The sequence below is a fragment of the Arthrobacter sp. TMP15 genome (assembly GCF_039529835.1).
Taxonomy (GTDB): Bacteria; Actinomycetota; Actinomycetes; order Actinomycetales; family Micrococcaceae; genus Specibacter.
Genome location: NZ_CP154262.1, coordinates 791528 through 818204, shown reverse-complemented (window position 1 = coordinate 818204; position 26677 = coordinate 791528). Strand labels below are relative to the sequence as shown.

The 26677-nt window shown below is 56.7% G+C and carries 23 protein-coding genes and 1 pseudogene; 6 read left to right on the top strand and 18 right to left on the bottom strand.

Features of this window, described 5'->3' with window-relative positions; all coding sequences use genetic code 11:
* Positions 1-54: 54 nt before the first annotated feature.
* Complete coding sequence (locus tag AAFM46_RS03660) at positions 55-816, bottom strand: TetR/AcrR family transcriptional regulator (protein WP_343319630.1); 762 nt, start codon at positions 814-816, stop codon at positions 55-57.
* A gap of 110 nt (positions 817-926) precedes the next feature.
* A complete protein-coding gene (locus tag AAFM46_RS03655; RefSeq protein WP_283530710.1) occupies positions 927-1631 on the bottom strand; it encodes a FadR/GntR family transcriptional regulator in 705 nt (234 codons plus the stop codon).
* Positions 1632-1831: 200 nt separating this feature from the next.
* Here AAFM46_RS03655 and AAFM46_RS03650 point away from each other — a divergent pair, with 200 nt between their 5' ends.
* From AAFM46_RS03650 to AAFM46_RS03635, 4 genes are read left to right on the top strand one after another with little or no spacing between them, the layout of a single operon-like run.
* Positions 1832-3295, top strand: a complete 1464-nt coding sequence (locus AAFM46_RS03650) for a four-carbon acid sugar kinase family protein (protein WP_343319629.1) — start codon at positions 1832-1834, stop codon at positions 3293-3295.
* 51 nt (positions 3296-3346) lie between these two features.
* On the top strand, positions 3347-4249 hold the full coding sequence (locus tag AAFM46_RS03645) for an NAD(P)-dependent oxidoreductase (protein ID WP_343319627.1): 903 nt from the start codon (positions 3347-3349) through the stop codon (positions 4247-4249).
* A 51-nt stretch (positions 4250-4300) separates the two neighbouring features.
* Positions 4301-5755 carry a GntP family transporter gene (locus AAFM46_RS03640; RefSeq protein WP_343319626.1) on the top strand — a complete coding sequence of 485 codons (1455 nt, stop codon included), beginning with the start codon at positions 4301-4303 and terminating at the stop codon, positions 5753-5755.
* Positions 5755-6606: a class II fructose-bisphosphate aldolase gene (locus tag AAFM46_RS03635; protein WP_343319625.1), complete on the top strand. Its 852-nt coding sequence runs from the start codon at positions 5755-5757 to the stop codon at positions 6604-6606. Before AAFM46_RS03640 ends, AAFM46_RS03635 begins: the two co-directional genes overlap by 1 nt.
* Positions 6607-6654: 48 nt before the next feature.
* Here the strand turns inward: AAFM46_RS03635 and AAFM46_RS03630 are convergent, their stop codons facing one another.
* From AAFM46_RS03630 to AAFM46_RS03595, 8 genes and pseudogenes are all read right to left on the bottom strand, one after another.
* Positions 6655-7449 carry a triose-phosphate isomerase family protein gene (locus AAFM46_RS03630; protein WP_283530716.1) on the bottom strand — a complete coding sequence of 265 codons (795 nt, stop codon included), beginning with the start codon at positions 7447-7449 and terminating at the stop codon, positions 6655-6657.
* Between the two features lie 37 nt (positions 7450-7486).
* A complete protein-coding gene (locus AAFM46_RS03625; RefSeq protein ID WP_283530717.1) occupies positions 7487-8836 on the bottom strand; it encodes an MFS transporter in 1350 nt (449 codons plus the stop codon).
* Positions 8837-9024: 188 nt separating this feature from the next.
* Complete coding sequence (locus AAFM46_RS03620; protein WP_343319624.1) at positions 9025-9804, bottom strand: SDR family oxidoreductase; 780 nt, start codon at positions 9802-9804, stop codon at positions 9025-9027.
* A 35-nt stretch (positions 9805-9839) separates the two neighbouring features.
* A pseudogene (locus tag AAFM46_RS03615) lies at positions 9840-10816 on the bottom strand (3-hydroxyacyl-CoA dehydrogenase family protein).
* A 2-nt stretch (positions 10817-10818) separates the two neighbouring features.
* The gene (locus AAFM46_RS03610) at positions 10819-11307 is read right to left on the bottom strand and encodes a ribose-5-phosphate isomerase (protein ID WP_343319622.1); all 489 of its coding nucleotides are present in this window, start codon (positions 11305-11307) and stop codon (positions 10819-10821) included.
* 2 nt (positions 11308-11309) lie between these two features.
* Positions 11310-13046 (bottom strand): dihydroxyacetone kinase family protein, encoded by a 1737-nt coding sequence (locus AAFM46_RS03605; protein ID WP_343319621.1) that lies wholly within the window; start codon positions 13044-13046, stop codon positions 11310-11312.
* 72 nt (positions 13047-13118) lie between these two features.
* Positions 13119-14126 carry a sugar phosphate isomerase/epimerase family protein gene (locus tag AAFM46_RS03600; RefSeq protein WP_343319619.1) on the bottom strand — a complete coding sequence of 336 codons (1008 nt, stop codon included), beginning with the start codon at positions 14124-14126 and terminating at the stop codon, positions 13119-13121.
* A gap of 318 nt (positions 14127-14444) precedes the next feature.
* The gene (locus AAFM46_RS03595) at positions 14445-15128 is read right to left on the bottom strand and encodes a GntR family transcriptional regulator (RefSeq protein WP_343319618.1); all 684 of its coding nucleotides are present in this window, start codon (positions 15126-15128) and stop codon (positions 14445-14447) included.
* A gap of 175 nt (positions 15129-15303) precedes the next feature.
* Between AAFM46_RS03595 and AAFM46_RS03590 the strand changes: the two genes are divergently transcribed.
* Positions 15304-16359 (top strand): alpha/beta hydrolase, encoded by a 1056-nt coding sequence (locus AAFM46_RS03590; protein ID WP_343319616.1) that lies wholly within the window; start codon positions 15304-15306, stop codon positions 16357-16359.
* A 29-nt stretch (positions 16360-16388) separates the two neighbouring features.
* Here AAFM46_RS03590 and AAFM46_RS03585 read toward each other — a convergent pair whose 3' ends face one another.
* The 7 genes from AAFM46_RS03585 to AAFM46_RS03555 all read right to left on the bottom strand — a co-directional run bounded on the left by AAFM46_RS03585 (position 16389) and on the right by AAFM46_RS03555 (position 24407).
* Positions 16389-17126 (bottom strand): FMN reductase, encoded by a 738-nt coding sequence (locus AAFM46_RS03585; RefSeq protein WP_343319615.1) that lies wholly within the window; start codon positions 17124-17126, stop codon positions 16389-16391.
* Between the two features lie 115 nt (positions 17127-17241).
* Complete coding sequence (locus AAFM46_RS03580) at positions 17242-18675, bottom strand: aspartate ammonia-lyase (protein ID WP_283530726.1); 1434 nt, start codon at positions 18673-18675, stop codon at positions 17242-17244.
* A gap of 74 nt (positions 18676-18749) precedes the next feature.
* On the bottom strand, positions 18750-19718 hold the full coding sequence (locus AAFM46_RS03575; RefSeq protein WP_343319613.1) for an asparaginase: 969 nt from the start codon (positions 19716-19718) through the stop codon (positions 18750-18752).
* The gene (locus tag AAFM46_RS03570) at positions 19715-20422 is read right to left on the bottom strand and encodes a FadR/GntR family transcriptional regulator (RefSeq protein WP_343319611.1); all 708 of its coding nucleotides are present in this window, start codon (positions 20420-20422) and stop codon (positions 19715-19717) included. Before AAFM46_RS03570 ends, AAFM46_RS03575 begins: the two co-directional genes overlap by 4 nt.
* 181 nt (positions 20423-20603) lie before the next feature.
* The gene (locus AAFM46_RS03565) at positions 20604-22670 is read right to left on the bottom strand and encodes a DUF5107 domain-containing protein (protein WP_343319610.1); all 2067 of its coding nucleotides are present in this window, start codon (positions 22668-22670) and stop codon (positions 20604-20606) included.
* Positions 22671-22884: 214 nt separating this feature from the next.
* Entirely contained in the window at positions 22885-23760 is an 876-nt protein-coding gene (locus tag AAFM46_RS03560) for a TIGR01777 family oxidoreductase (protein WP_343319608.1), read from the bottom strand.
* The gene (locus AAFM46_RS03555) at positions 23757-24407 is read right to left on the bottom strand and encodes a TetR family transcriptional regulator (RefSeq protein ID WP_343319607.1); all 651 of its coding nucleotides are present in this window, start codon (positions 24405-24407) and stop codon (positions 23757-23759) included. Before AAFM46_RS03555 ends, AAFM46_RS03560 begins: the two co-directional genes overlap by 4 nt.
* A gap of 353 nt (positions 24408-24760) precedes the next feature.
* Between AAFM46_RS03555 and AAFM46_RS03550 the strand changes: the two genes are divergently transcribed.
* Complete coding sequence (locus tag AAFM46_RS03550) at positions 24761-25858, top strand: alpha/beta hydrolase (RefSeq protein WP_343319606.1); 1098 nt, start codon at positions 24761-24763, stop codon at positions 25856-25858.
* 39 nt (positions 25859-25897) lie between these two features.
* Here the strand turns inward: AAFM46_RS03550 and AAFM46_RS03545 are convergent, their stop codons facing one another.
* Positions 25898-26527, bottom strand: coding sequence for a hypothetical protein (locus tag AAFM46_RS03545; protein WP_343319604.1), 630 nt, complete (start codon positions 26525-26527; stop codon positions 25898-25900).
* Between the last annotated feature and the right edge of the window lie 150 nt (positions 26528-26677).

Sequence of the window (26677 nt, the reverse complement as noted above, 5' to 3'; positions counted from 1 at the left end):
CACTATCCTGCCACCATGTCAGCGGCCCACCAACTGTTGCGGGCAGTCCTGCGACTAGACCAGCCCGGCCGGTTCGCCTTGAGCAGCGAGCGTTCTGACGCCAGTTGAGGCGTTGTAAGTCAGCTGGTATGCGACCTCAGTGATCCGTTCCGTGTTGGCGGTGGTCTCGGAGAGCAGAGCATCACAAAGCATATTGTTCACTCCGCCCACTATTGACATGGCCGTGAGTCGAGCAAAGTCCAAGACCTCGGCCAGTAACCCATCTTCGGCGCAGGCCGTGAGTGGCCTTTGTGCCTCTGCTGGATCAATTCCACCTAACAGCAACAGCTGACGCATGGTTATTTTGGCAAATTCAGTGAGGGAATGATGGCGTTTCGATTCAAGCTCAGAGGAAACACCCACAATTTCCACCAAAATGATTCTGGCATGGCGAGGGTCCCCCAACATGAAATTTACTACCACTGCCAAGCCGGCCCTGACTGCGTCTTTGAGTGCCATGCCCGGCACCTCAAGGGCCAGGACTACCTCGCGCATCAAAGTGCTAGAGAGATTGTCATAGATAGCAGTCAGTAATTGTTCGCGCGAGTCAAAGGACTCATAAAAATAACGTTCGCTCAGGCCCGCGCGCTGGCATATTGTCTTGATCCTGGCTGTTGAATAGCCTGCCGTACCAAAGATCTCTATTCCTGCTTCAACGAGGCGCCCGTAGCGTTCTGTTGTTCGTTCGGAAGAGTGCATGCCAGAGTAGAGGCGGCCTACGGGCACCTCTTTAGAAGATTGTTTCAGCGGGTCGGCACTGCAGGCCTGTCGTGTCACGCTCCCACTCTAGTAGACGGAAATAGCGCCCCTGTTGCTTTAGCCCTTATATCTAGATTGCAGGCTATCCATATCCGTGCCTGCAGGACCGTGCCTGCGGGGCAATCCAACTACGACAGACCGAGCACGTGCTCTTTCAAATCATTCAGCGTTTGTGTCATGTGATTATCCATGGCAATTCTGGCGCGTTCGGGCTCCCGCAGGGTAAGGGAATGAAGAATTTTTTCATGCATATCAATTGCGTTTGACTGTATTTTCGGTACCCGTGAGGTTTCCTCCCGGCGGCTCTCCAAAACCCTGTGAAGCGGATCAAAAAGCACTGCGACAAAGACATTCTCTGATGCGTGCAAGATGACGTCATGAAACGCCAAGTCCGAGTCAACAAATAATGCAACATTGCCAGTCTTGTGCGCTCTACGCATGGCATCAATATGAGCCCGGAGTTTCGCCAGATCCCCATCGCTAATCCGTGCAGCAGCTAGTTCACATGCACCAGTTTCCAGCATGCGTCTGAGCTCAATGAGCTGCACGGCCGCCGTTGCGTCATTCCGACCCTCAGAGAGCACGCGCAGCACAGCCTCAAGTGACCCCCATTGGTCTAGAGGATTCACGAATGTGCCCCGGCCGCGTTCAACTCGAAGAATTCCCTGGGCGGCCAGAGTTTTCATGGCCTCCCGCACTGTCATCCGGCTGACCTCATGCTGAGCACCAAGTTCCAACTCGCCCGGGACTATTGACCCAGGCGCAAACTCGCCGGCCACGATCCTGTCAAGGAGGTCATCGGCAACAACCCCCGTCAGCGATTTGCGTGCCATGCTCCTCCGTTGCCAGTTTGATTACTGCTTATTTGTGATGACCATTGTATGGTTCGGCGGGGCAATACCAGTGTTGTTGCCGAGAAACATGCACAACTATTTGCTGCATTTGCGCTCCCTTTGTGCCATATGCCACAATAACACTCAAATGCAAGATGTCAGACATCTTACAAAAGACACAATTCACGATGAGGTGCCCCGTGGTTCTTGAATCCGATTTGCTATCCCACTTTCCCTCCGAGGTTCCAGTGACGGCCGCAACAGTGGCACAGAAGGTGATCGAATCCGGTCGCGTCCTAGTAGTCCTTGACGATGACCCGACAGGCACCCAGTCAGTCTCAAACCTCCCCGTTTTAACACACTGGGACATTGCGGACTTCCGCTGGGCTTACGCACACCTCATTGACGGCCACCGGGCCAACGCCATCTACATCCTGACCAACACCCGCAGCTTGGACCCTAGTGAAGCGGCGGCCCGAAACGCCCAGATCGTCAGAAACGCACTAAAAGCGGCAACCGAGGCGGGAGTCACACTCGGCTTTGTCAGCCGCAGCGATTCAACTCTCCGCGGGCACTATCCACTCGAGCCGGACACCATCGCCGCGACATTACTGGCAGAGGGTGCCGGGCAAGTTGACGGCGTCGTCATGGTTCCAGCGTTTCCCGACGCCGGGCGGATCACCATTGGTGGCATCCACTACACACGAGCTGATGCCGGGTCCCTGATACCGGTTGGCGACACTGAATTCGCCAAGGACGCCACCTTTGGTTTCACAAGCTCTCGACTGGATGCTTATGTGGAAGAAAAATCCCAGGGACGTTTTGGAGCTGCGAACGTGATCCCCGTTGACTTGTCCCTATTACGCACTGGCACGCCAGCCCAAGCCGCTATGGCAATTGCCGACGCCATCGAGGCAGCGCAGGATTCCTGCCCTATTGTTGTAGACGCCGTGAGCGAAAATGATCTTCGCGTGCTGGCTCTGGGACTTGATGAGGCTGAACGCCGAGGCAAACACCTCATTTATCGTGTTGGTCCGCCTTTTGTCCGGGCTCGCATTGGCCAGGAGATCCGCGCCGAACTGACACCTTCGGAGATCTATTCCTCTCCCGCCCCTGCCACCCAGAGTGCTGGTGGGCTCATAGTTGTTGGCTCTCATGTTGGTGTCACTACCCGCCAGCTGAAGGCATTGACGCAACAGCACAGCGCCGCACGCATCATTGAAATTGACGTGAAAAAGCTGTTGAAGGCCGACGGCGGGACTCACCTGGACGACGTCGTGGAACAAGTTGGTGCCGCACTGGCTAGTGGCGACGTGATTGTGCATACCAGCCGTCTACTGATTAAAACGGACGAAGCCGCAGCAAGCCTGAAGATTGCGCGCACAGTCTCAGCCGCTGTCGTTGAGGTGGTCAACCGGACGTTGAAGGCTACACCTCCCCGTTTTGTCATTGCCAAGGGTGGCATAACTTCCTCTGACGTGGCCGCGCATGGATTGGAAATCCGCCACGCAATTGTGCGCGGTCCGATGCTCCCGGGCATTGTCTCTCTTTGGGAGCCTGTTGATGGGCCCGCCGCTGGTATCCCCTACATCGTCTTCGCCGGAAACGTTGGCAATGACCAGTCCTTGGCCGATGTGACCCGCAAGCTCAGCAGCACTTTCTAAAACCCGCTGGTCGATTCCGTACCAAGTTCACATAATTTCAAGGAGAACACCATGTCAAAAAACTACACCGTTGCCGTGCTGGGCCTGGGCGCCATGGGCCTTCCCATGGCCACCAGACTAACCACCGAACTCACCGTCCATGGCTTTGATATTGCCCAGTCACGGCTCAATTTAGCGACAAAGGCCGGCATTAGAACCTTTGATTCTGCCCGCGCAGCTGCGGACGGGGCTGATGCCTTGCTATTGGCCGTTCGAAATGGCGAGCAACTCAATGAGGTGCTTTTTGGAACCAACGGTGTTGCCTGCGCCATGGCGAAGGGCTCGGTTGTTATTCTCACCAGCACTGTAGGAACCGAAGCGATTCCGGACACTGTGGCACGGTTGGCGGAGTACGGCGTCGAACTTGTTGACGCACCACTGTCAGGTGGGCCTATTCGCGCCGGGGAGGGCGATCTGCTGATCGTTGTTGGTGCCACCCCGCAGGCACTCAAGCAGGCAGGGCCTGTTCTGGATTTGCTCGCCTCAACACTTTCGATCGTCGGCGACAAGCCCGGTGACGGCCAAGCACTAAAAACAGTGAATCAGCTCTTGTGCGGTGTGCATATCGCAGCCGCCGCCGAAGCACTGGCTTTGGCCGACGCCATGGGTTTGGACCAGAGTAAAACCCTTGCAGCACTGGAGGCAGGCGCTGCAGGTTCCTTCATGCTCTCCAACCGTGGACCGCGCATCCTTGAGGCATACAACGAAGGTGGGGCCGAGGTCCTGAGCCGTCTAGACATCTTCGTCAAAGACATGGGCATCGTGGGCAAGGCCGCCCGCGCAGCAGGCATGGCGGCCCCCGTCGCTGCCGCGGCCGAACAACTGTACTTGCTGGGCCAAGCCCAGGGCTTAGCCGCAGCTGACGATTCTGCCGTCATTAGAGTTGTTGCTCCTACCCAGCGCCATGCTCGCTGATCCACGCACACAAGCACTGATTCATAGCGTGTCGAAGGAGAATACCTGTCAATGAACACCCTGATTATCCCCGCGATGCTTCGTGCAGCGGACACGCCTGTCATTAAACCAGCAGCCGAACTAGGAACCCCTCTGCTGCTCACCATCGCAGCAGCAGGAGTTATTCTGCTGCTGATCCTGATTGTACGTTTTAAGATTCACGCCTTCGTGGCGTTGCTAGCAGTCAGCATTGCAGTGGCCGTAGCGGCCCAGATCCCCCTGCAAGACATCTTCACCGTGGTATCCGCCGGCGTTGGCGGAACAATGGGTAAAGTTGCCTTGCTGATAGCACTTGGCGCCATTTTAGGACGGATGATCGAAGTTTCCGGCGGAGTCCAGTCCCTGGCTGACCACTTCACAGCAAAACTTGGTCCCACACGAGTTGCCATTGCATTGACAATTGTGGGCTTCCTTGTGGCTGTTCCGGTCTTCTTTGAGGTCGGTGTCATTGTATTGGTGCCGGTGGTTTACGCTTTCGCTAAGATCGCCGGGGTACACCCCGTCAAGTTCGGTCTACCCATGGCCGGAATCATGTTGGCGATACATGTGGCTGTCCCGCCACACCCCGGCATCGTGGCTGGCGCCGGAGTTCTCGGTGCAGACGTGGGGCTGATCATGATCATTTCCCTGCTGATCTGCATCCCGCTGGGGTTTCTTTCCTACGGTGTTAGTGCCCTGCTGAATCGCAGAAGTTATGAACTGCTCCCGGCAGTGAAGAAGATAGTCGAGGAATTTGGCAGTCCCGAAACCCTCATCACTTCACATAAAGGCGGGATCGCACCCCCGCGTCCACGCCTAATCATCTCCTTGGTGGCCGCCCCAATTGTCCTGATTTTATTGGGCACAGTGGGCACCCTGACGATCCCGAAGGAATCGTTTTGGTATGGTTTCTGCGCCTTCATTGGCAACCCGTTCTTCGCTCTCTTGGTAGCCGTGGGCCTCTCGTTCTTCACTTTGGCAGTACGTCGCGGTTGGTCCTTGCAAGAAACCAGCAACGTCTTTGAAGAGTCCCTGCCACCCATCGCATCAATCTTGATGATTGTTGCCGGTGGAGGGATTTTCGGCACCGTTCTGCAGGTCAGTGGAATTGGTGCTGCACTCTCCAAAACTTTAGATGGTTGGGGCTTGCCCATCCTGCTCCTGGGCTTCCTTATTTCCTTGATCCTGCGAGCCGCCCAGGGCTCAGCCACGGTAGCAATCGTCACCACAACTGGGCTGCTTTCATCCGCCATTTTGGCTGGGGGCTATACTCCGGCACAGATTGCAGTCATTACCATCGCCATCGGATTTGGTGCCCTTGGGCTCTCCCACGTGACCGATGCCGGTTTCTGGGTAGTTGTGCGATATTACGGCTTAACAGTGGCTGACGGATTAAAAACCTGGACGGTGCTCACAACCATTTTGGGTGTGGCGGGGTTCCTCTTGACATTTGTGGCATGGATTCTAGTTGGAGGATTGAGTACATAATGAGAGCTCGTTTGGATGATCTGGTGAACAGTGCCTTGGCGGAAAAAGCGGCGGTACCGGCGTTTACCTGCTACGACTTCACCACCGCACTGGCCGTGGTTGAAGAGGCGGAAGCCAAGGGCCGTGGTGTGATCCTTCTGGTTGCACCTAAAACAGCTGCGGCTCGCTCAGGTCTGCGGCTGATTGCTGCCCTGCGCGGTCTTGCCGATGCAGCCACCGTGCCGGTGGTAGTGCAACTTGACCATGCAACCAGTATCGAAGCCATCACAGCGGGACTTGCGGCCGGGGCAGATTCAGTACTGGCGGACGGATCGGCCCTCGATTTCGAAGAGAACATTGAGTTTGTTGCAGCTGTGCGTTCCTCATTCGCAGATCCAACGATCGTGGTGGAGGCCGAGCTCGGCGGGCTTGCAGGAAACGAAGACCAGGCGTTCGCTCTGGAAGCCGCCGGACTGACAGACGCCACGCAAGTGGCCGATTTTATAGCCCGTTCAGGAGCCCAGCTACTCGCTGTGGCTGTGGGCAACGTCCATGGAAAATACGCTGGCGAGCCACTCTTGCACTGGGACCTCCTGGATCAGATATCCGCCCAGTCGGCAGTGCCTCTTGTCCTGCACGGCGCCTCCGGCATTCCGGCGGAGGACTTGGCCAAAGCCCCCGCGGCACGGATAGGCAAAGTAAATTTTAATACTGAACTGCGTACCGGAGTCCTGCGGATGCTTGAGTTGGAAACCACGGCGCACCGGATGGCCGGTGAAAATCTAGTAGACCTGTTGGAGCTGTGGAGGGAGTCGGTCCGAAATTTCACGGACGGCGCGCTCACCATGCTTCAGGCTGAACCCAAGGGATAGATTGCCTGGCTTTCACGCCGAGGAGCCCTTGCGCGAAGAAACTACCCCTCAGTGCTGTTGTAACGTGAGGGCTTCATCCAAGATTGCCCCGAAGTTCACGGGATCGTGGACAAACCTTCCCAGAAACAGACCAGAGACATGGTTCAGCTGCGGCAGCAGGCCGGGTTTGGCGGAACCACCATAAACTATGGGCAGATCGGAGAGCCCATGCTCGGCCAAGAGTGCGCGCACGCCCTGAATAACGCCGGAGATATACCCCGGTGCCGCAGGCTCTGCGGCACCGATCGCCCACACTGGTTCATAAGCGATGAACAATGACCGTGCGTCCAGCCAGTTACCTGCAACAGCCGCGAGAATCTGCTCATACACAAACAGTGCCGCCTTCTCAGGCGTTGAATTCTCGCTTTCTCCAACGCACAACAACGGTTTAAGTCCTGCCGCTAGGGCCGCCGCGACCTTGCGCGATACAACGTGATTGTCCTCCGCAAAATGTTTGCGGCGTTCGGCGTGACCTATTTCAACGAAATCAACTCCGAGCTCTGCGAGCATTGACGGCGCCACCTCTCCGGTCCAAGGCCCGTCGGCCCAGCCACAATTTTGGGCGCCAAGGAGCAAAGCGGTTCCAGCAATGATCTCCTGCGCCTTGGCCAACACCGGAAAAGATGGGATGACAAAGGGGATAACCCGCCCGGCCGTAAGGCCGGGTCGGGCTTCCACTTCATGACGCAGCGCCCGCAGCCAGCACAAACTGCTCTGGTAGCCCATATACATTTTGGTGCTTGCGCCAATGTATATGGCCGGGCTTTGCAGATGTGGGCCGATAGTACTGGTGGGATGCGTCATGAGTTCTTCACTTTCATTCACTTCGTAAAGCCGGTGTTTACTTCTCGAGTAGATCGTCGGCCTTATTCTTGAATCGGCGGGTGCCCCACATCATCAAGGCAGCCACAAACGGCAGCACACCCAATGCCATGATGCCCATGGCTCCGGACTCGGAAGCAAACGTTTCATTGACGCTTGTGCGCAGGATTGGGGCAACGAATCCGCCCAGGTTACCCAATGAGTTGATCAGACCAATACCTGCTGCTGCCGCGGTTCCGGTGAGGAACGCCGTTGGGTAGGACCATGCGATGGGTCCAATGGATAGGAAGCTGCACACCGCCAGGGTAATGAAGATGATGCCCAGAGCAGGAAGGCTGTTGGCACCTGCCCATGCCGACCCAAAGATACACAAACCGGTGGAGACGAACAACCAAGTCCCCAGGACACGGCGCCGAATAACAGTAGTGGCGTAGCGGCCAATAATGATGCAAGCGAACATCCCGAAGAACCACGGGACAGCGGCCAGCAAGCCCACCGTCATACCAACTTTTTGCCCGGTCAGTTGTGCCACCTGCTGTGGCAGGTAGAAAGTAACACCGTATACGGCGATCTGGAGGCAGAAGTATATGGCTGTGAAGTACCAGACACGGCCATTGGCTAGTGCTGCGGCCACTCCCGAGGGGCCTGACTCTTTCTTAATGGTGTCCTCTTGGCGCATCGCCGCCGTCAGCGCATCCTTCTCATCCTGCTGGAGCCACTTAGCTTTTTGTGGTCCGTCAATAAGCAGGAAGAAGGCAAAGACTCCGGCAACAACGGCCAGCATTCCTTCTACGAAGAACATGACTTGCCAGCCGTGGACTCCGGGGACAGAGTCACCAATGTTTATCAGCCAACCAGATAGTGGAGAGCCAATAACCTGCGAGAAAGGCTGCGCCAAGTAGAAGATAGCGAACATCTTCACCCTGTGCTTGTTCGGAAACCACTCCGCCAGGAACATGATAACTCCGGGGAACAGCCCGGCTTCCGTGACACCGAGCAGAAAACGCAAGGCGATAAAGGAAGAATCACCTTGAACAAACATGAAGCATGCTGACACTATGCCCCACGTGATGGCGATCCGGGCCAGCCATATTTTTGCCCCGACTTTTTTCATCATCAAGTTGCTGGGGATCTCAAAGATCGCATAGCCGATGAAGAAGATACCAGCACCAAGTGCGTATGCTCCTGCGGAGATACCCCGGTCTGCCTCTAACGCTGCTTCAGCGAACCCCACATTGGTGCGGTCAAGAAAAGCGACGACGTAAAGGATGACAAGCATCGGCATGAGCCGAACGGTCGCCTTTGATATTGCTGATTTTAGTGCTGGACTCTCCAGCAGTTCCTTGCTTGCCTTGATTTCAGCAGCCATAAATAACTCCTCATTGAGTATGAACTTTGCAAAAAAAATTAACGGATTGGTTCTTGGTGCAACGGTGATGTTTTTATCGAGGGTAGGTCATCAGCAGAATGGCAAGTCCGCAAACCACGATGCCGACAACGAGGTAGAGTTTGCGCGCAGTGCTCCAATTAGTGGAGTTATTGGTATTCATGTTTTCCTTAATGCATGTACAGCCCGCCATCCACATTCAGCGTCTGACCGGAGATGTACCCCGTGTCCTCGCTGATCAAAAAGTGGATAGCTGCGGCAATGTCCCTGGTGGTACCCACACGGTTGACGACAAGATCCTTGACCATTTCATCTTTACGGTCCTGGGATAGTGTCCCGCCCATGATGTCGGTGTCTATAGGCCCGGGTGAGATGGCGTTGACGGTGATGTTGTAAGGGCCAAGTTCCCGCGCAGTTGCCCGGGTGAGGCCAATAACGCCGGCCTTGGCCACCGAATACGCTGTTTTCGAGAACGTTCCTCCACCGCGCTGAGCAGATACTGAGGAAATGTTCACAATGCGCCCGATGCGGTTTTTGACCATGGACTCTGCCACACGGCGGGTGGCGTAGTGGACCCCATTGAGGTTAATATTCAAAACCCGATTCCATTCTTCGGGCTCCACTTCCAAGTAGCCGATCGGTGAGCTGACGCCGGCCACGTTTGCTAGCGCTACGATCTGGGGCAGCTCTTCTTCCATCTGGTCAATGGCGCTACGAACTGACGACTCGTCACCGATATTGGCTCCGACTCCATGGGCTTTGACCCCAAATTCTGCTGTGATACTTGCCGCGACCGCTTTGCATGCCGCATCATCAAGGTCTATGACACCGATGCTCCAGCCACGCTCAGCGAGGTAGTTCACTGTGGCCCGTCCAATCCCGCGCTCTGAGACGGCACCCGTGACAATTACGGTGCGTTCCGTCGGAAAAATTACAGGGTTTTCAGTCATTGCTTCTCCTAGTGTGTTATAGAACTAAGTGTTGATTAATTGATGGGTGCCGGGCCAAGGTCGTCAAGAAGCTGTGCCATGGCCACATATGCCTTGTTGCGGTATGCGATAAGTTCTCCGTTCGTTCTTGCGGTACGTTCAGGAATCCAGCGCCAGTTTTTGTGCCCAATTTTCCTGCTTCAACCAGGTCACGCAGGATCTTCGGTGTGGCAAATCGTTGCGGGAAGCTGGTTTGTAGAGATTTGTAACAGAAATCGTAGACGTCCAGCCCAGCCATGTCAGCAATGGCAAACGGACCAAAGAACGGCAGACGAAACCCAAACGTGGTGCGCACCAAAGTGTCCACATCATCCGCCGTCGCAATTCCCTGCTCTACTAGTTGCGCCGCTTCATGGAAAAGCGCGTACTGCAGCCGGTTCAGGACAAAGCCTGTAACATCCTTGACCACAGCAGTTTGCTTGCCAGTGGAGTGCACCATGTCCCGTGCGGCACCTACCGTTGCGCTGGATGTTTCAGCGTGCGGAATGATCTCAACACCAGGGATGAATGGTGACGGGTTTGAAAAGTGCACGCCCAGGAAACGTTCCGGGTTCAGGACAGCCACGGCCAAATCGGCAATCGAGATGGTGGAGGTGTTGGAACCAATGATTGCCTCAGGGCGCGCTGCTGCACTAATCCGTGCGAGAGATTCATGCTTGATGGAAAGCACTTCAGGGACAGCTTCTTCGATGAAAGCAGCCTGCGCAACGGCCTCTTCAATAGAGGCGGCCGCCCAGAGGTTTTTGCGAAGAAGGTCCGTGGAGCCTTCGGGAAACAGGCCGTCTTTTACAAACTGGTCTGATTCAACCAACAGACGCTCATAATTTTTTACGGCTATTTCGCCCGAGACATCCGCCAAAGCCACGCGAGCTCCACCAAGTGCGAGAACTTGGGCGATTCCGCCGCCCATATAGCCGGAACCAACCACCGCGAACTGCAATTGCGTTTCCGAACCCTCTTGGTTACTTCCCATAATCAGTCCGCCTTAGTGTAGGTAGGTTCGTAGGAGCAGATTGCGTCAACCTTTTCAGCCGATGCCGATGACTCATCAAAGGTGTAAGCAAGCCATTCTGTGACGAGCTTCTTTGCCAGTTCCAGCCCGATAACTCGTTGACCCATAGTCAGAACCTGTGCGTTATTGCTCAGTACCGAGCGTTCCACAGAGTAGCTGTCGTGAGCTGTCACTGCCCTGATACCTGGCACCTTGTTAGCCGCAATAGCCACACCCAAGCCCGTTCCGCAGATCAAGAGGGCACGGTCTGCTTCTCCGTCAGCTACCTTGCGAGCTGCGTCAACTGCAACGTGGGGGTATGCCCGGCAATCATCAGGACCAACGCCAATATCCAGAACAGATTCAACCCTGGGGTCTTTCTCAAGCAGGGCCTTCAACGCGTTCTTATATTCAACGCCCGCCCCATCATTTCCAACAACGACTCGAAATTCCTTTGTGCTATGGCTGGTCATGCTCATACCCCGCTTTCATTTGATGTGTTCAAAAGATGCTGGCCGAACCGCTCCACGATGAGACCAAAAGAAACAGCCCCGGGATCGGGGTGTCCTAGACTCTTTTCTGCCAACGGACGTGCTCGGCCCTTGAGCGGGCGAAGCCGGGCAGTTTCTTCAGCGGCTGTGCGAGAAACGCCGGCTGCTGTCTGGAATGCGTGCCCCAAAGTGGCGTCTCCAGCAAGCGCATCAAGGAATGAATCCCGGAATGGGACCAGGGCATCAACCATTGTTTTATCGCCTACTTCGGCTTTTCCAAGTTCCGTGATTGCGCTGGCAAACATCGTGACGGCCTCGCCGGCGTTTTGCTTGCAGTAGGTGTCCCTGTTGCCCAGCGCGGCGCCTGCGGCGATCACTGCTGTACCCCACAGTGCCCCGGAAGTACCCCCAGCCTTTTCGGACCAAGCTTCACCGGCTGCGGTCAGGACGGCACCGATGGACGCCCCGCCTTCTGTTGCCGCCATGTTTTCCGCGGCTGCCGTTGCAGCCTCAACTCCACGGCGCATGCCGATCCCGTGGTCTCCGTCGCCGGCAATGGCGTCCAAAGCTCCCCATGCTTCTTCGTTCTGCACAACAACGTCTCGGATAGCTGAAACGACTGACACAGCAGCGCGGCCCAAAGCTGCAGCAGCCGGAGTTGGTGTTTCAACGCTGGCGCTCACATTCTCGGTGACCTCAACCATGTTCCGGCGTGCTCGTGGCACTGAGTTACCTTTGCGGTACGCCGGTGCGTCGGCGGGGGCATGCCAATACTGTTTAAGCTCCTCGTCCAGCCAGAGCAGTGTCAATGAGAGACCGGACATGTCCAGGCTGGTCACTAGTTCACCGCACTCTGGTTCAAAGATGCTCAGCCCTGCTTCGTTCAGCAGGGTATTCACCTTGCCAAACAGTAAGAAAAGCTCGTCATACTTCACCGTGCCGAGGCCGTTGACGATGGCAACTACTTCGCTACCGGCATCATCCGGTTTGTCAGCGAGAAGTTTGGAAACCAGCAACATTGCCAACTCGGACGCTGTGGGCATGGCATGCTCGGATATTCCGGGCTCACCATGAATGCCCAGGCCAAGAGCCATTTTTCCTGCTGGCACACGGAAGAGCGGCTCATCAGCACCTGGCAGGGTACAACCATCAAAGGCAACGCCAAGAGAACGCGTGCGGTAGTTAGTCTTGATTGCTAGGCGCTCAACTTCGTCAAGATTAAGTCCTGCTTCGGAAGCTGCGCCTGCGATCTTGAAAACCGTCAAATCTCCGGCGATCCCGCGACGCTTTTCCAACTGGTCAAGAGGGGCGCTGGCGATGTCGTCAGTGACCACAACAGTCCGGGTTTGAATTCCTTCTGCATTGAGACGCACTTGAGCTTGACCGAAATGCAGAACATCTCCGGCGTAGTTGCCGTAGCTTAGTAGCACTCCCCCACCTGTATTAGAGGCTTTGGCAACGCGGTATACCTGACCGGCTGCGGGAGAGGCGAACATATTGCCACAGGCAGATCCTGCGGCCAGACCGGCTCCAACCAAACCTGCGAATGCCGGGTAGTGCCCGGATCCACCGCCAACCACAAGGGCAACCTGTCCCTTGTTCATCTCCGTGGAACGGACCACGCCGCCATCCACTCGGGCAACATGCTGCTGGTTTGCGGCAACGAAACCTGCAAGGGCCTCATCGGCAAAATCAGCCGGGTTGTCGAATATCAGAGTCATAATTCCTTCTCGGATTCTTTGCGATTATTCATGGCACAGTTTGCTTTCTCAAGCAGTTGCTTGGTTGCTTTCTTAGACAGCAGACAAGGAGGATGCGGGGGCGGGCTCCTGCCGCCCTTGGGCTACCTGGCTGGCACCGAGAACATAACCGTCAGTTTTTGGCAGTACTTGTGAACGCAAATACGCTTGATTGCTCGCCGTCACGCTGAGGCCATCGCCACCGTAGTGCTCGGTGCAGATGATGCCCTGGTAACCAACCGACAGGGCCACCTTGAAAGCTTCGCGGTAGCTGATCAAGCCGCTTTCCATCGGGGCAGGCATGGTGACATAGCTGCCACGTGCCACATTTTCATCCCGAATGTAATTCTTGACGTGCCAGTAGTTGGAATATGGCAGCGTCTTCGCCACCATTTCCCGCCAGTCTTCAATGGGGCGGTGCAGTCGCACCAGATTCCCCAAATCGGGATTCAAACCAACGTTGGCCAAGTCAATATCCTGCACCAATTGCACGGAAGAGTCTGCTGTTCCAAGGTAGGTGTCTTCATACATTTCCAGCGATAACAGGATGCCTGATTCGGCCGCATGCTTACCGAGTTCGCGAAGTCGGCTAACTGCCTTGTTCCAGGTCGCTTTATCGTCCACAGGATCGGTGTGGCCCTGCACAGTCCAGAACCATAGCTGTTTTTGCTGCTCGGCTGTCAGCGCTTGATGTAAACCAAAGGAAACAACTTCACAACCCAGTGCTGCTGCAGCGTCAATGGTGCGGTGACTGTAGGCAAGGTTATCTTCCCACTTGCTTTCATCGATCACGCTGCGGCGGATTGCCGAAATCACGGGAATACCGATTCCCGCATGCTCGGCGGCGGCCTTGAATTCTTTGAGGCGGGCAGCGCTCAGGTCACCGGGGCGAACCCAGCTGTCGGTCAGGTCTGCATTTGAAAAGCCTGCATCCTTTACCTCCTGGAATACTTCGATCCAGGCCGAGGCGTCGGCATCGTTGATGTGCTGCCCTGTGGCATCTACGCCCGGGAACTGCAAAAGGGCCGCCGTAATGGGCCAGTTTTCCGCTGTGTATGCCATCTACTTTTACTCCAAAATCGTAATCATGTTTCCTATAGGATCTATCATTACGAAGGAATTGGAATATGTCAAGCATCACACTTTTGGCAATACTGGGGTCATGGCAGAGTGCTCAAAAGGGGGCGGAGGTGCCCGCGTGGCACACGACAGTCGGCCAGGTTTAGGCAGGCCAAAGAGCACAAGCGTGGATTGCAGGTAAGGGGCGGGGCCCGAAGGACTTCCGCCGCGTGATGATCATTTCGCGGCAGTTAAGGGCTTTTATGAGTCATGCGCCGCTGGACTCCGCGACAAGTCGGCAGGAAACAAAAACCAGTTGAGCTAGGACTCGGGTGCGTCCGCCATGGCCCGCCCACGGACTTTCGAGACATGCGCTGCCATCATCTCCGAAGCAAGTGTTGCATCCCCGCTCAATAGGGCATCAAAAATTGCCTGGTGCTCAGAAATTGCGTGATCCGCATCCGTAATGCCAATTCCGCCGAACAAACGAAACCGTTGGACTTGGCCACCCAGAGCGTTATATGCAGCAAGCATGAACGGATTACCGGCATTTTCGGCAATCAAGCGATGAAAAAGCTCGTCTGCATCAAAATAGTCTCTAAATTCAGCAAACGAGGGGCCTCTTAGGGCGGTTGCTAAATTATGAATGGATCGCTCAAGGGCCGCCAGGGTCTCCGGCGTCATCCGCTCACAGGCAAGTCTGGTGGTGACGGGCTCAATGGCAAGCCTGGCTTCCATCAATTGAGCAAAATCCTCAGAGGAGAACAGCGGCGCCACCCTGTACCCCTTCAACGCCACACGACGGACCAACCCGGTGTGCTCCAACCGAGCCAAGGCTTCCCGCACAGGAGTGGGCGAAACCTCCAGCTCCCGGGCCGTCCCGTCAATGCTCATTGAGGCGCCGGGTTCCAGCCGCCCATCCATGAGTGATTCCAAAATTTCATCATAAACATGGTCCGCCAACACTTGGCGGTTGATGGCATGGGATCCGGACAAAGGCTTCATGGCGTTAAATCCTATAGGATTCTCAATTGGTTGATGGCTGTGGCGATCATTACCGAACATACACTATGGATACCTCTTCTGAATTACCGCCAGCGGGTAACGGCTGCCGTCGACGCGCGCAGTAAAAAAAATGGCTTGGAGTCGTGGAAGCGTGAAAGAATGAGATCGAATAATTATGACTACCAGCACAGCATCTCACAGCACAGCGCATCAGGACGAGGAACCGGAACGGCCACCTTCTGATGCCAAACACACACGCCAGATTCCTGACGTTCCCCGCAGGTTCTTTTTCCTGACCATGGGCGCGGCCGCCGTAACTACCGCTTTTCAAACCAACATTGCCGTTGATACCAAGCTCACCGAGCGCACGCAATACCGGATCACAACACCGCAGAATGCGGAGAATAAATCTGCCGCATTGAAGTTTCCCGGTAGGACTTGGTATTTACTTGGCGGCTTTCGGGTCAGTTACCGTGACTCTGGCCGCAAATTAGAGGCCCTACAATCGGCAATGAACCGCCGGGCCTCGGCGTCCTACATCGGCTACTCCAACGAGGGCATCGACATTGCCCAGCTGTTCATCGCCATTCAACGCGATGTCTTTGAACGGAAAATCAACACTGTCTACTTTTACGGAGATAGTTTTGGTGGGATGGCCGCAGTGGTTTTGGCATCTCTGCTGACACAAACGGGTATCCGTGTGAAGCTGATTGTGATGGGCTCCAGCCCCAGCAACGTTTCAGACACACTGGACCCCGGCAGCGAGTACATCTCACTGGCCGGCCAGGTTGTCCCCTACCTTGGTTTGCTTGGCCGGTTGGGCGCAGGGATCTGGGGCGGGTTAGCCAATCCCAACGGCCAGGGCATGTACCAGGCCGCTCGCAGTGGAATTTCCAGCTCCCTTGACCCCAACAACAATTCACTGATCCTGAGCACAACCCAAGCTACATTTTTGCAGGCATTCCCGCGGCAGTACGACGGCGGAGTGCCCGCCAGTACCGGGATCGGTCTCATTTACGACCCCGAAGACTTTATTGTCAATGCATCTTCAGCGATTCGTGGCTGGGAGGCGCTTTTGGAGAAGAATCCGCATTTTGTCTACGACGTTCCACACACAGGTCACGCCAGTCCTGAGATCCACCCTGAGATTTACCGCACAGCGCTCACAGTGGTCCTTGATGAGCTAGATCCGCCACCAGTGACATCCAAGCCTGTTCAGCCGATCTTCTAGAGAACCGGAGTTTCAAAGTTGCCGCTGCGTCAGCGTCGCTGCGTTTGTGCCAACAGTTCTTCAAAAGGCAGCGTGGACATAGTGGCCATTATCTGCTGAGCGCGCCTGTCCTTGTGGCTGGAAGCATCCACAAGGTCCTGCTCTACCTGACCTGAGTCACCGGAAGTGGACGTGCCAGCATTGGTGCCATCCGTCGTCGTACCTTGTGAGCTCTTGGAAGAAGTCAGACGAGCCGCAAGAACGGCGGCAAGCTCACCGGCGCCTTTTCCAATACGATGCTCCAGGGGGTTGGTTCCGGAGCCGCCCCAGTCCTCCGGCGAGGCGTAAACGGCCGTGGCCATGGTGTTCGCGCGCAGGTAGCTAAAGAGTGGACGGATTGCCATCTCCAGCACCAGCGAGTGGCGCGGGGAACCGCCTGTGGCACCAAATAGCACAGGCATACTATCAATAAATTTTGGATCAAGGACGTCAAAGAACGACTTGAACAAACCTGAATACGAGGCACTGAAAGTTGGTGTAACAGCGATCATGGCATCCGCGGCCCCAACCCGTTCAATGACGGTGGCCAGCGCTGGACCGGCATATCCGGTGACCATATTGTTGGCAATATCCACGGCATACTCACGCAGGTCGATCACATCCAGGACAGCGCCGATTCCCCTAGCGGACAGGCGTGCTAAAACTTTGGCACCCATTTGATCTGCGAGCATTCGAGTGGTCGATGGAACGCCAAGGCCGGCTGAAACCACAACAACTTTTTGCCGCACAACTACCCCTTTGAAACACGCCAACCGTTCATGCATCTGCATCTGCTGGATTCAACGGCAGTGCCCCGGCTGTTATTCCCAACCGGGGCACGGCGTGTCAGTCAGGTTCGGCGCGTCAGTCGCCGAGGTTGGCCAGGTGCTCCGGGCGCAGCAGCTCATTGAGTTGTTCCGCGGTAAGCAATTTGTGCTCCAGAACCAGCTCGGCAACACCGCGCCCGGATGCAAGCGCTTCCAAAGCGATTTTGGTCGACGCCGCGTAACCCAAAACCGGGTTGAGGGCTGTGACAAGGCCAATTGAGTGCTCAACCTGTGCACGCAACTTGTCCTCATGAGCTGTAATGCCGCTGATGCACTTGTCAGCCAGCGTGGTGCAAGCAGCTTCCAGGTGACGCATGCTCTTGACCAGGCTGTGCACAATGATGGGCTCAAACGCGTTCAACTGAAGCTGACCACCCTCGGCAGCCATGGTGATGGTGACATCGTTACCAATCACCTCGTAAGCAACCTGGTTCACAACTTCTGGAATCACGGGATTGACCTTGCCCGGCATAATCGAGGATCCCGCCTGCACTGCAGGTAGCGTGATCTCACCGAAGCCAGCACGGGGGCCAGAGGACAGCAGACGAAGGTCGTTGCAGATTTTGGATAATTTCACGGCCACGCGCTTGAGTACTCCCGACAGGTGCACAAACGCACCAACATCTTGGGTGGCCTCGATCAGGTCAACGGAGGTTGTCAATGGCAGCCCGGAGATTTCTACCAGATGGCGGCAAGCCAGTTCCGAATAGCCCAGGGGTGCGTTCAGCCCTGTGCCGATCGCAGTGGCGCCGAGGTTGATTTCATGGACAAGCAGCGTTGATTCGGCGAGGCGTGCGCGGTCCTCCCCCATAGTGACCGCGTAAGTGTTGAACTCTTGGCCAAGTGTCATGGGTACCGCGTCCTGCAGCTGGGTGCGGCCCATCTTGACAACTGTCCGGAATTCAACTGCCTTGGCTGCGAAGGCATCACACAAATATTCCATGGCACCCACCAGCGACTTTGCCGCGAAAATCGTGGCCACGTTAACGGCAGTTGGGTAGACATCGTTGGTGGACTGGCTCAGATTTACATGGTCGTTCGGGTGCAGGTGCTGGTAGTCGCCTTTTTGGTGGCCGAGGATTTCCAAAGCACGGTTGGCAATGACCTCATTGGCGTTCATGTTCGACGACGTTCCGGCCCCGCCTTGGATAACGTCCACCACGAAGTGCTCGTGTAAGTTCCCGGCGATGATCTCCTGGCACGCTTGAATAATGGCGCCAGCACGCACATCATCAAGCAAACCCAGCTCGTGGTTGGCTTGGGCGGCGGCCTGCTTGACCATGGCAAGTCCATTGACAAGTTGGGTGTTGTTGCTGAGTGGAATACCTGTGATGGGGAAATTTTCCACCGCCCGCAAGGTGTGTACACCCCAGTAGGCGTCTACGGGGATGTCCCGGTCACCAATCAGATCGTGCTCACGGCGGTAGGCCACTGTTGGGGCGATGGGATTACTAACAATTGTTTGAGTCATGATTCTCCTAGGTGCGGGCGAGCTTCGTTGCGCCTTATAAAAGTGGATGAAAATATGTGTGTTTGTGTCTGGTGTTAGCCGGTCAGCGGCAATCCGCGCAGTTCCCCGACCTGGCGTCCGCCCCCGTAGACGGGAAGTTCGTTGAACGCGCTCAACAATGCAGGGTCCACACCCAATGCCACCAAGGCTGGGACTGCAGCTGGCATCCGGGCGCGATCACCGCCGTCGGCAATCTTCAGAGCTACTGCGCTTCCATCAGCGAGGGCTATGAGTTGGATACCTTCGAATCCATCTTTTGCCAGCAGTCCGGGCACGGCCAGCATGAGGGCAGTGACGTCACGGCCGCGTCCGGCAACCATGTCAGGGTGTGCACGCATGGCGTCAGCAACTCTGCGTTCGGGTGTGCCGGGAGCCGCCGTGACCAAACCGCTAAAGGCCCGGGCCATCCCTGTCAGGGACAAACCAAACACTTCCGTGCCACAGCCATCGGTGCTGATGGCAGTGATTTTCTCCCCTGTCAGCTCAGCCACCGTGCTCCGGATGAGGGCCGCTAGGGGATGGTCAGGATGTAGGTATGTCTCCAACGGCCAGCCGTTCGTCCTACATGTAGCCAGGAGTGCGGCGTGTTTGCCGGAGCAGTTTTGCGCCAGTTGGGTGGGCTTGGCTCCTACGCGCAGCCATTGCTCTCTTTCAGCCACGCCATAAGGCAGGTCGCAGGAATTGCGCAGGTTTTCAGGTGACAGCCCAGCGTTGGCCAAGATCGTGGCGGCGCTCTCTTGATGCTGCGCGGAACCGGAATGGCTTGCGGCTGCCAGAGCCAGCTGACCTGTTGGCAATTCCAGTCCAGCCCGGAGCATGGCTACGGCAATCAAGGGTTTGAGCGCGGACCTGGGGTACATGCGCGCGGTGGGATCTCCAAGCGAAACCAGGCTCACGCCGTCGGGCCCCACAGCCGTTAGCGACCCATAGTGGACGCTCTCAACAAGCTCGCCGCGGGTTTGCACGGCGAGGGGGGTGTGGGCGGGATGTTTGTTGTGGTTCATGCGTGTTCTACTCCCATGATGGTGCTCAGCGCTGAGTGCGCCGCTGAAAGGTGGTCCGCCATAGCTTGGCCTGCTGCAGCGCTGTTGCCGCTGTCTATGGCGTCCACGATGGCCCGGTGTTCGAGGTCGGATTGGTGGGCTCTGCCGGTGATCAGGTTGATAGTTTCGGACGCCATGGCCATGGCCTCGCGGATGTCATTGACCACGCGCTCGAAGACGTCATTGCCGCTGGCCATGGCAATCGCGGCGTGGAAGTTCGAGTCAAGACGAACCCATGCTTCGGGATCTTCTTCCTCAGCCATCGCCTCCACAATGCCGCGCATCTCGGCGAGCTGGTGCTCTGTCCGGCGCGAGGCAGCCAGCTCAGCGGCTGGCACTTCAATGTGGGGGCGGGCCTCAACAAGGCTGCTGGCCGAGAACTTACCCAGCACCAGATCGCGTGAGGCCTGGCTGGCAATAACAAAAGTTCCTTTGCCAGTTTGCGTCGCTGTCAGTCCCAACGCCGTGCAGGAGCGCAGCGCCTCCCGGATCACAGAGCGGCTGACCCCATATTGGGCTGCGAGCGCAGCTTCGGAGCTGAGCTTGGTGCCGACCGGTAACGCCCCGTCCTCGATGGCGGTGCGGAGGGCTTTGAAAACTGCTTCAGCGGCGCTGACGCGTACGATTTGTGACTGCGCTGCTGTCCAGCTGTCTGACAGGTTCATACTGAGGACTTTGCCACCATGTACGGCACATGTCAAAAACACTCACAAGTGGCTACCCACTCGGTGAGGTAATGCCGGGGTTGGCTCTCCCCGCGGAGTGTGCGAGCGTCGCAGGAAACACCACGCGGAGTGAGCGAGCGTCGCAGGAAACACCACGCGGAGTGAGCGAGCGTGGGGTGGGCTACCGCAGGCTGAACTGGTATTGCCCCGGAACCTCTTCGCCAGGACATACCCGCTGCCAGAGTTCCGCAATTGAGTTATCGCCTTCACGCAGGTCAGCCACCTCTATCCCGGCCCGCAGAATGGCAGCAGCCTGGCCGCTCTCCCCCACATCAGCAAGCGCCTGAGCCTGCAAGAGCTCCACCCTGCCCAACGAGGCAACGGCTTCTGGGCCATTTGCCAACAGATCCAGCGCCATCTGTGGAGCGCCATTCTCCACTGCCAGCGTCATTGCCTCAATCAGCAGCGCCCGGGTGCCGTAAGTAGTGGAACAAGCAAGTTCCAAGTGATGCAAGCCCTCCTTCACCTCCCCCGCGGCCAAGAGAGCCAACCCCTTACCACGCAAGGCCAGTTCCCGGCTTCTCTCACTCAGCGGCGCCCCTGCTCCAACAATCCCGTCCCCGCCAGTGCCCGCCTCACCAGCATCGCTCCCACCAAGAGCCCTGTCGTACAAACCAACAACAACAGCTAGGTCCGCTGCCCTGCTGGATGCTCGCGCATGAACCATGACGGCATGGTGAAAGGCAGCCTCAGCGCTAAGGTTGCGTCCTGCTGTGAGTAGATCCTCCCAATCAAGACCCCGAACAAATGACACCGCCCCACCGAAGGGCTGACTGGGTGCTTCCGCAGCGGAGGCTTCAAAAGGTTTTTCAACAATGCCTTCATTGGCGCGGAGAAGCTCAAGCCATGGGCTCTGGTCAGTGGTGAGCGTTTCTGCGCCAAAGGGCGTTCCACTCTCATCCACCCACTCCATATCGCTGTGTTGGCGACGTCCGCTCTCCAAAGCACCCCAGCCGCTGCCAGCCACCAGCAATTCGGTAGGGGGCAGATCAGCCCAGCGTCCGGCGTCGGACAGGGCATCAGCAATGCCCTGCCGTGGAACCAGCGTCTCCACGCGCTGCGCTCCATGAGTGAGCGCACTATCCCACGCCCCGGCGGCGAGCGCGGGATCCAGCGCCGCGTTACCGTAGGCCTCAACCCATTGCCAGCTCGCCCCGGCAGGCATGGGCACGTGCTCAAGTTGGGTCTGCGCCAGGCCCGATTGAATCTCCGCATAGCGTCGAGGTTCTCCGTCATTAGAGGGGCTCAACCATTCCTGCCAACGGTGTCCACCCGTACTCTCCCCCCACATGAACAACTTCCGGCCCCGCAATTGCTCGCTAGAGACCATGGCCAGCCCGTCGCCGTCAGCATCTGCGGCAAGCTCCCAGCGGCGTTCTTGCGGCTCAATATCGAAGAAGAAGTCAGCGGCCTGGCCGTTATTGACGGGCCACGTAACATCCACGCCCTCTACGTTTGTGGGGTCAATACGGCTCATGGCCCCGTCATAATTGGAGAGGAAAGCCTGCTTTGCGGGGGCAAGCACCCGGGTACCGGGGGTCTGCGGCACGGCCGCATTGCTCCACCAATACATGGGCACAGTCTTCTCATTGGGGTTACGGATACGCACCGCAGTGAACAACACCTTCGACTCGGCAGGTAACCACGCATCAATTTGAAACACCACTTCCCGCAACCGGTCAAACTCCCACATTCGGAGCACTTCCTGGCCCTCCGGGGTCCGCACAATGGCTGTGTGCAGTGGCGAACAGGTACTTGGCGAGTGTCCTCGTGTGCCAATGTTCCACTCGATCCCGCCGGCAAACCACGCGTTGCGCAGCGCCAGATTGGCGAACTGAACGCGGTCCGAGGTGTGCAGCAAGTCCTTGCCACTGGCCTTATCCTTTAGTTCCCAGAGCCGTCCACCCAGCCCGGGCAGGAAAGTCGCCTTAATGTGCGCATTTTCAAGTGCGACGGCGGTCAGCTCTGTTGCGCTTGTCTCTCTCGTGTAGTTCTCCTGCATGGAATAGGGGTAGAGGTTGTTCGCCCTTCCCCACCGCACCCCGGCCAAAATTTCTTCCGGAACACCCTCACCCACTGTGTACGGAGGTGCCAGCAGAGGCTGTACGGATGGCAGTGCGGACTCTTCACCCAGTTCTGCCAGCTCGAGGGTCCGCGTGGTGACGGTTAGCGTGGAGGAGGACTTCATAGGGTTTCCAATCAGCAATTTTGTGGCGCAGGTCCCGGCGGCGGCTTGCCAGGGCTCTTGATGCGAGCCTATCCGACGGCGCAGCAGCCACGATGTGTGGTGGCATTATGTGTCTACACTAGCGATCCCACCGGGTGGTTACGCCGTAGAGCTTTCTCCGGCGTGGGTGTCTTCTCTGCAGCCATTAGCTAGCCACCGCTTTGCTCCGCGCTATCTAGCTGTCCACCAATGCACTCTCCATATCCGGGTATTGCCAGGTAAATCCGGCGTCTTGGAGCTTCTTCGCCGCAACCCAGCGGCTCTTCAAAACAAGTTCAGTCTCCGTCCGGATCAGGACGGCGCCAAGCTTGAGTAACCATGCTGGCGTAGGTACTCCGAACGGCATTTTATGTTTACCCTGGACAGCCGCCATCAGCTCCGAGTTGCTGATGACTTGTGGGGCCGCAATATTGACTGGACCGGTTATCTCCCGGTTGTTGTGCAGAAATGTGACGGCACGGAATAGGTCTTGCACATGAACCCAGCTAAATTTCTGCCCACCGTCTCCCATACGGCCGCCCAATCCCCAACGGGCGAGGTTATTGATGGGGCGCATGGCCCCTCCCTCGGGTCCCAGGACTATGGTCATGCGCAATGGAATCTTCCGTGTTCCGCTGACATCCGCTAATGCAAGCGTTTCTTCCCAGCCCCGCGCCACCTCAACGGAGAACCCGGCGCCAAATTCGCCGTCGTACTCATCTTGGGGCTTATCCCGAGCGTCTCGATAGATGGTGCCCGTGCTGGCGTTAAACCAGTCCAGGGGAGGGTGGAGGCAGGAAGCAACCGCTCGTCCCAGCTCCGCGGTGGTATCTAGGCGCGAGCGCATAATTTCAGCCTTGTTCGCGGCAGAGTAACGGCAAGAAACTGACTTGCCAGCCAGGTTGATCAGCAACTGGGCACCCTCAAGTTCGGCGCTGATGGCAGCTGTGTCACCCCACACGGCATCACCTGATCTGCCCACGGTGCGGACCCGCCACCCCGCCGCGGCAAACTGACGATAGAAATGTTTGCCAATGAACCCCGAAGCCCCTGCGATAACGACAGTTTTCATGTTTGCACCCTTATCTTGAGCGTCAGAGCCTCTTCGATCATGGGTTTGACCACGGGCAGTCGCGAAAGGGCCACGAGTTTGGCGATCAGTGGCGCGCCTCCATCAATCAGTATCCGGGTGCGGCGCTGATTCTCGGAGCTGTCATAGACCCAAAAAAGCACCACACCCATGTAGACAAGCCAGAGGAGTTCCGGCAGTTGAGGTCGCAGGAAGTGCGGAACTTTTGTGCCCTTGATGACTTCACGGAAGATTCCCACGGCGTCCTCCCTCGCTTCGGTTGATGCCCCACCAAATGGGTTGAGGACCGATTGCGGTGGTAGCGCGCTACTAATGAAGGCCCCACCGAAGCCGTGGTAGGGGGTCATCGCATCTATTCCTGCGTTCAGGGCCGCCTTGAGCCTGTCATCGAAACCTTTGACATGCTCCAAAGTTGCCGATGCTGCCATACCCTGCTCCGCTACCGACTCGCGGTACAACTCCAAAACCAGCTCATCCTTTGAGGAGTAGTAATAGTAGGCACTGCCTACAGAAATACCCGCTTCCTCCGCGATGGCCCGCATTGTTGTCTTAGCGAATCCTTTACTGCGAAACATGCCAAGGGCCGTATCCAACACCAAGGCCTTGGTTTGCGCACTCTTACTATCCATAACCCACTCCCCAGTTTTTTGAACGTGTTCAATTATAAGTAAAGCACTCTTTTTGAACACGTTCAATTCTTCTGTTGGATAGCTCGGGCTCTTGCCGCGTCCGGAAAGCTCTGCGCCGGCGCTTCTACGGACAGAGCACACTCAAGCTCAGGCCTTTGAGCTGCCCTTACTTGCCCTTAAGGTCAGGCTATCCACGGGGTAAATGAACTCATCTATGATCTACTGACAACTATTGCCGATTTTCATAATTCGAGCCTGACCTCGCGTCGGGCTCTCACGTTAAGTAGCTCATCGAACACACTGAACACGCCACGACAGTTCTGTCTTGACACCGATTGGGGTTTTGAAGCGACATGGAAAAGCACGTCATAGCGAACAATATCGACACAGCTAAGCGTCAAAGACCTCTCCGGCGTCGACTTGTGATCGCTGGGGGAACCCTAGTCGCCGCCGTCGCTCTGACAGCAATCGTCGCCGCTATCACCCCCTGGCCATCAGTGATGGTCATCCGCACGGTTTTCGAGAAGGGCGCCGCGTCCACCGTCGCCGAGATGGAACCACACGTTCCCGATACGAAGCTCACCGAGTACCGAGATATCGCTTATGCCCCACCTACCGGCTCGCTCCCTCAATCAGATACAACCCTCGACGTCTACACTCCAGCTGGTGGCACCAAAAAGTTGACCACAATAGTCTGGGTACACGGTGGTGCATGGATTTCAGGGCAGAAGGAAAACATTGAACCCTACTTACGTATCCTCGCGGCCCAGGGGTACACGACTATCGGCGTCAACTACACCACCGCACCGGAAGCCGTCTATCCAACGGCACTCACGCAACTGAACACTGCACTGGGTTACATTAGCGAGCACGCCCCTGAATGGAACGGTGATCCAAAACGGATTGTGCTGGCAGGTGACTCCGCAGGCAGCCAACTGGCCAGTCAGCTCGCCATCCTCACTACCAACCCCCGCTACGCGCACCTTTCGGGCATGACACCTGGGCTCAAAGAAGAACAAGTTGTGGGGGCCATCCTCAACTGCGGCGTTTATGACATGCCAGCCATGTCCGCGCTCAACGGTATCGAAGCATGGGGGCTACAGGTCTCACTCTGGGCGTACGCGGGAACGAAGGACTGGTCATCTCGATCAACTGGCTCCCTAATGTCTACGATCAACTTCGTCAATGCTGACTTTCCGCCGACGTACATTAGCGGGGGCAACGGTGACGCCCTCACTTGGTCACAATCAATCCCCTTTGCGCAAGCACTTGAGGACTCTGGAGTGTCGGTGACTCGGCTCTTCTGGCCTGCAAACCACGAACCAAAGCTTCCTCACGAGTACCAGTTCCACCTTGATCTCAACGAGGCAAACGTGGCACTGGCTGACACGATCAAATACCTGCAAGCGCTCGATTCAGAGCCCACACAGAGCAGCACGAAGCCTTCTTAAGGGCCCTTCCTGGAACAGGACATCCTGCCCGTGGTGCACTCAGGCAGGGTTTGCAGCTGCGATCACCAAAGGAATCTCCTGCCCATCCCAGCTGAGTTTCAAGGTGGTGTCGCTGTGCAGTACTCCCGCAGTGTTCAGCTCTCGTAAAACAACCAAATTCAGCACTCCAGCCGGAATAGTTGTCACGGAGTTGGACGTCTGCGGAGCACCAATCTGCAACTCGGGAACTTCAGTTTCCGGCTCACCAGTCCTACTAAGCAGGGCTGTGGGGGCCACGTGCTTAAGCCCATCATTAACCACTAAATTCTCACTAGCGGCAGGTTTGCCAACCAGCAACGCCGCAGCGAGTTCATGCACGTAAACAGGGTCGGCAGTGGCGTCGTACACCCAGCGAGCGCCCAGCACCGAGTGCTCCATAGTTGTTATGAGGTACTTCTCAGCGCCAGCCAAGGGTGCGCCACGGTAAGTCAGCGGCACTTGGTAGATCCGCCCACCAACGCCCACCACATGAGTCTCAATGCCAACCTCACCGGCCGGATCATCAAAGCGAAAAGCCGCCAGCCGCCTTAGCTCCGTTGCATCCTGAATAAACCATGGCTGGGTAGGCAGCCACTGACTCAAAAGTTCGGACTTTGACGGGCTGAGTTCAGCATCATAAAGAGTAGCCATGCCACCAGCATAGATGCCTCTCCCACGAGAACATTCTGAGTCGACTTAAATGAAGTACGACGCCGTGAGGTCACCTTCTGAACGAAGGTGACCTCACGGCGTCGTACTTAGTGAGCGAGCGTCAGGAAAAACCAGACGTGAAGTGACCGA

What these genes read in the sequence shown, in the direction of transcription:
- AAFM46_RS03570 (WP_343319611.1), bottom strand. Translation starts at nt 20,422, where the DNA reads ATGAACCTGTCAGACAGCTGGACAGCAGCGCAGTCACAAATCGTACGC.
- AAFM46_RS03590 (WP_343319616.1), top strand. Translation starts at nt 15,304, where the DNA reads ATGACTACCAGCACAGCATCTCACAGCACAGCGCATCAGGACGAGGAA.
- AAFM46_RS03655 (WP_283530710.1), bottom strand. Translation starts at nt 1,631, where the DNA reads ATGGCACGCAAATCGCTGACGGGGGTTGTTGCCGATGACCTCCTTGAC.
- AAFM46_RS03625 (WP_283530717.1), bottom strand. Translation starts at nt 8,836, where the DNA reads ATGGCTGCTGAAATCAAGGCAAGCAAGGAACTGCTGGAGAGTCCAGCA.
- AAFM46_RS03630 (WP_283530716.1), bottom strand. Translation starts at nt 7,449, where the DNA reads ATGACGCATCCCACCAGTACTATCGGCCCACATCTGCAAAGCCCGGCC.
- AAFM46_RS03560 (WP_343319608.1), bottom strand. Translation starts at nt 23,760, where the DNA reads ATGAAAACTGTCGTTATCGCAGGGGCTTCGGGGTTCATTGGCAAACAT.
- AAFM46_RS03640 (WP_343319626.1), top strand. Translation starts at nt 4,301, where the DNA reads ATGAACACCCTGATTATCCCCGCGATGCTTCGTGCAGCGGACACGCCT.
- AAFM46_RS03645 (WP_343319627.1), top strand. Translation starts at nt 3,347, where the DNA reads ATGTCAAAAAACTACACCGTTGCCGTGCTGGGCCTGGGCGCCATGGGC.
- AAFM46_RS03580 (WP_283530726.1), bottom strand. Translation starts at nt 18,675, where the DNA reads ATGACTCAAACAATTGTTAGTAATCCCATCGCCCCAACAGTGGCCTAC.
- AAFM46_RS03620 (WP_343319624.1), bottom strand. Translation starts at nt 9,804, where the DNA reads ATGACTGAAAACCCTGTAATTTTTCCGACGGAACGCACCGTAATTGTC.
- AAFM46_RS03605 (WP_343319621.1), bottom strand. Translation starts at nt 13,046, where the DNA reads ATGACTCTGATATTCGACAACCCGGCTGATTTTGCCGATGAGGCCCTT.
- AAFM46_RS03545 (WP_343319604.1), bottom strand. Translation starts at nt 26,527, where the DNA reads ATGGCTACTCTTTATGATGCTGAACTCAGCCCGTCAAAGTCCGAACTT.
- AAFM46_RS03575 (WP_343319613.1), bottom strand. Translation starts at nt 19,718, where the DNA reads ATGAACCACAACAAACATCCCGCCCACACCCCCCTCGCCGTGCAAACC.
- AAFM46_RS03635 (WP_343319625.1), top strand. Translation starts at nt 5,755, where the DNA reads ATGAGAGCTCGTTTGGATGATCTGGTGAACAGTGCCTTGGCGGAAAAA.
- AAFM46_RS03595 (WP_343319618.1), bottom strand. Translation starts at nt 15,128, where the DNA reads ATGAAGCCTTTGTCCGGATCCCATGCCATCAACCGCCAAGTGTTGGCG.
- AAFM46_RS03555 (WP_343319607.1), bottom strand. Translation starts at nt 24,407, where the DNA reads ATGGATAGTAAGAGTGCGCAAACCAAGGCCTTGGTGTTGGATACGGCC.
- AAFM46_RS03550 (WP_343319606.1), top strand. Translation starts at nt 24,761, where the DNA reads ATGGAAAAGCACGTCATAGCGAACAATATCGACACAGCTAAGCGTCAA.
- AAFM46_RS03565 (WP_343319610.1), bottom strand. Translation starts at nt 22,670, where the DNA reads ATGAAGTCCTCCTCCACGCTAACCGTCACCACGCGGACCCTCGAGCTG.
- AAFM46_RS03610 (WP_343319622.1), bottom strand. Translation starts at nt 11,307, where the DNA reads ATGACCAGCCATAGCACAAAGGAATTTCGAGTCGTTGTTGGAAATGAT.
- AAFM46_RS03600 (WP_343319619.1), bottom strand. Translation starts at nt 14,126, where the DNA reads ATGGCATACACAGCGGAAAACTGGCCCATTACGGCGGCCCTTTTGCAG.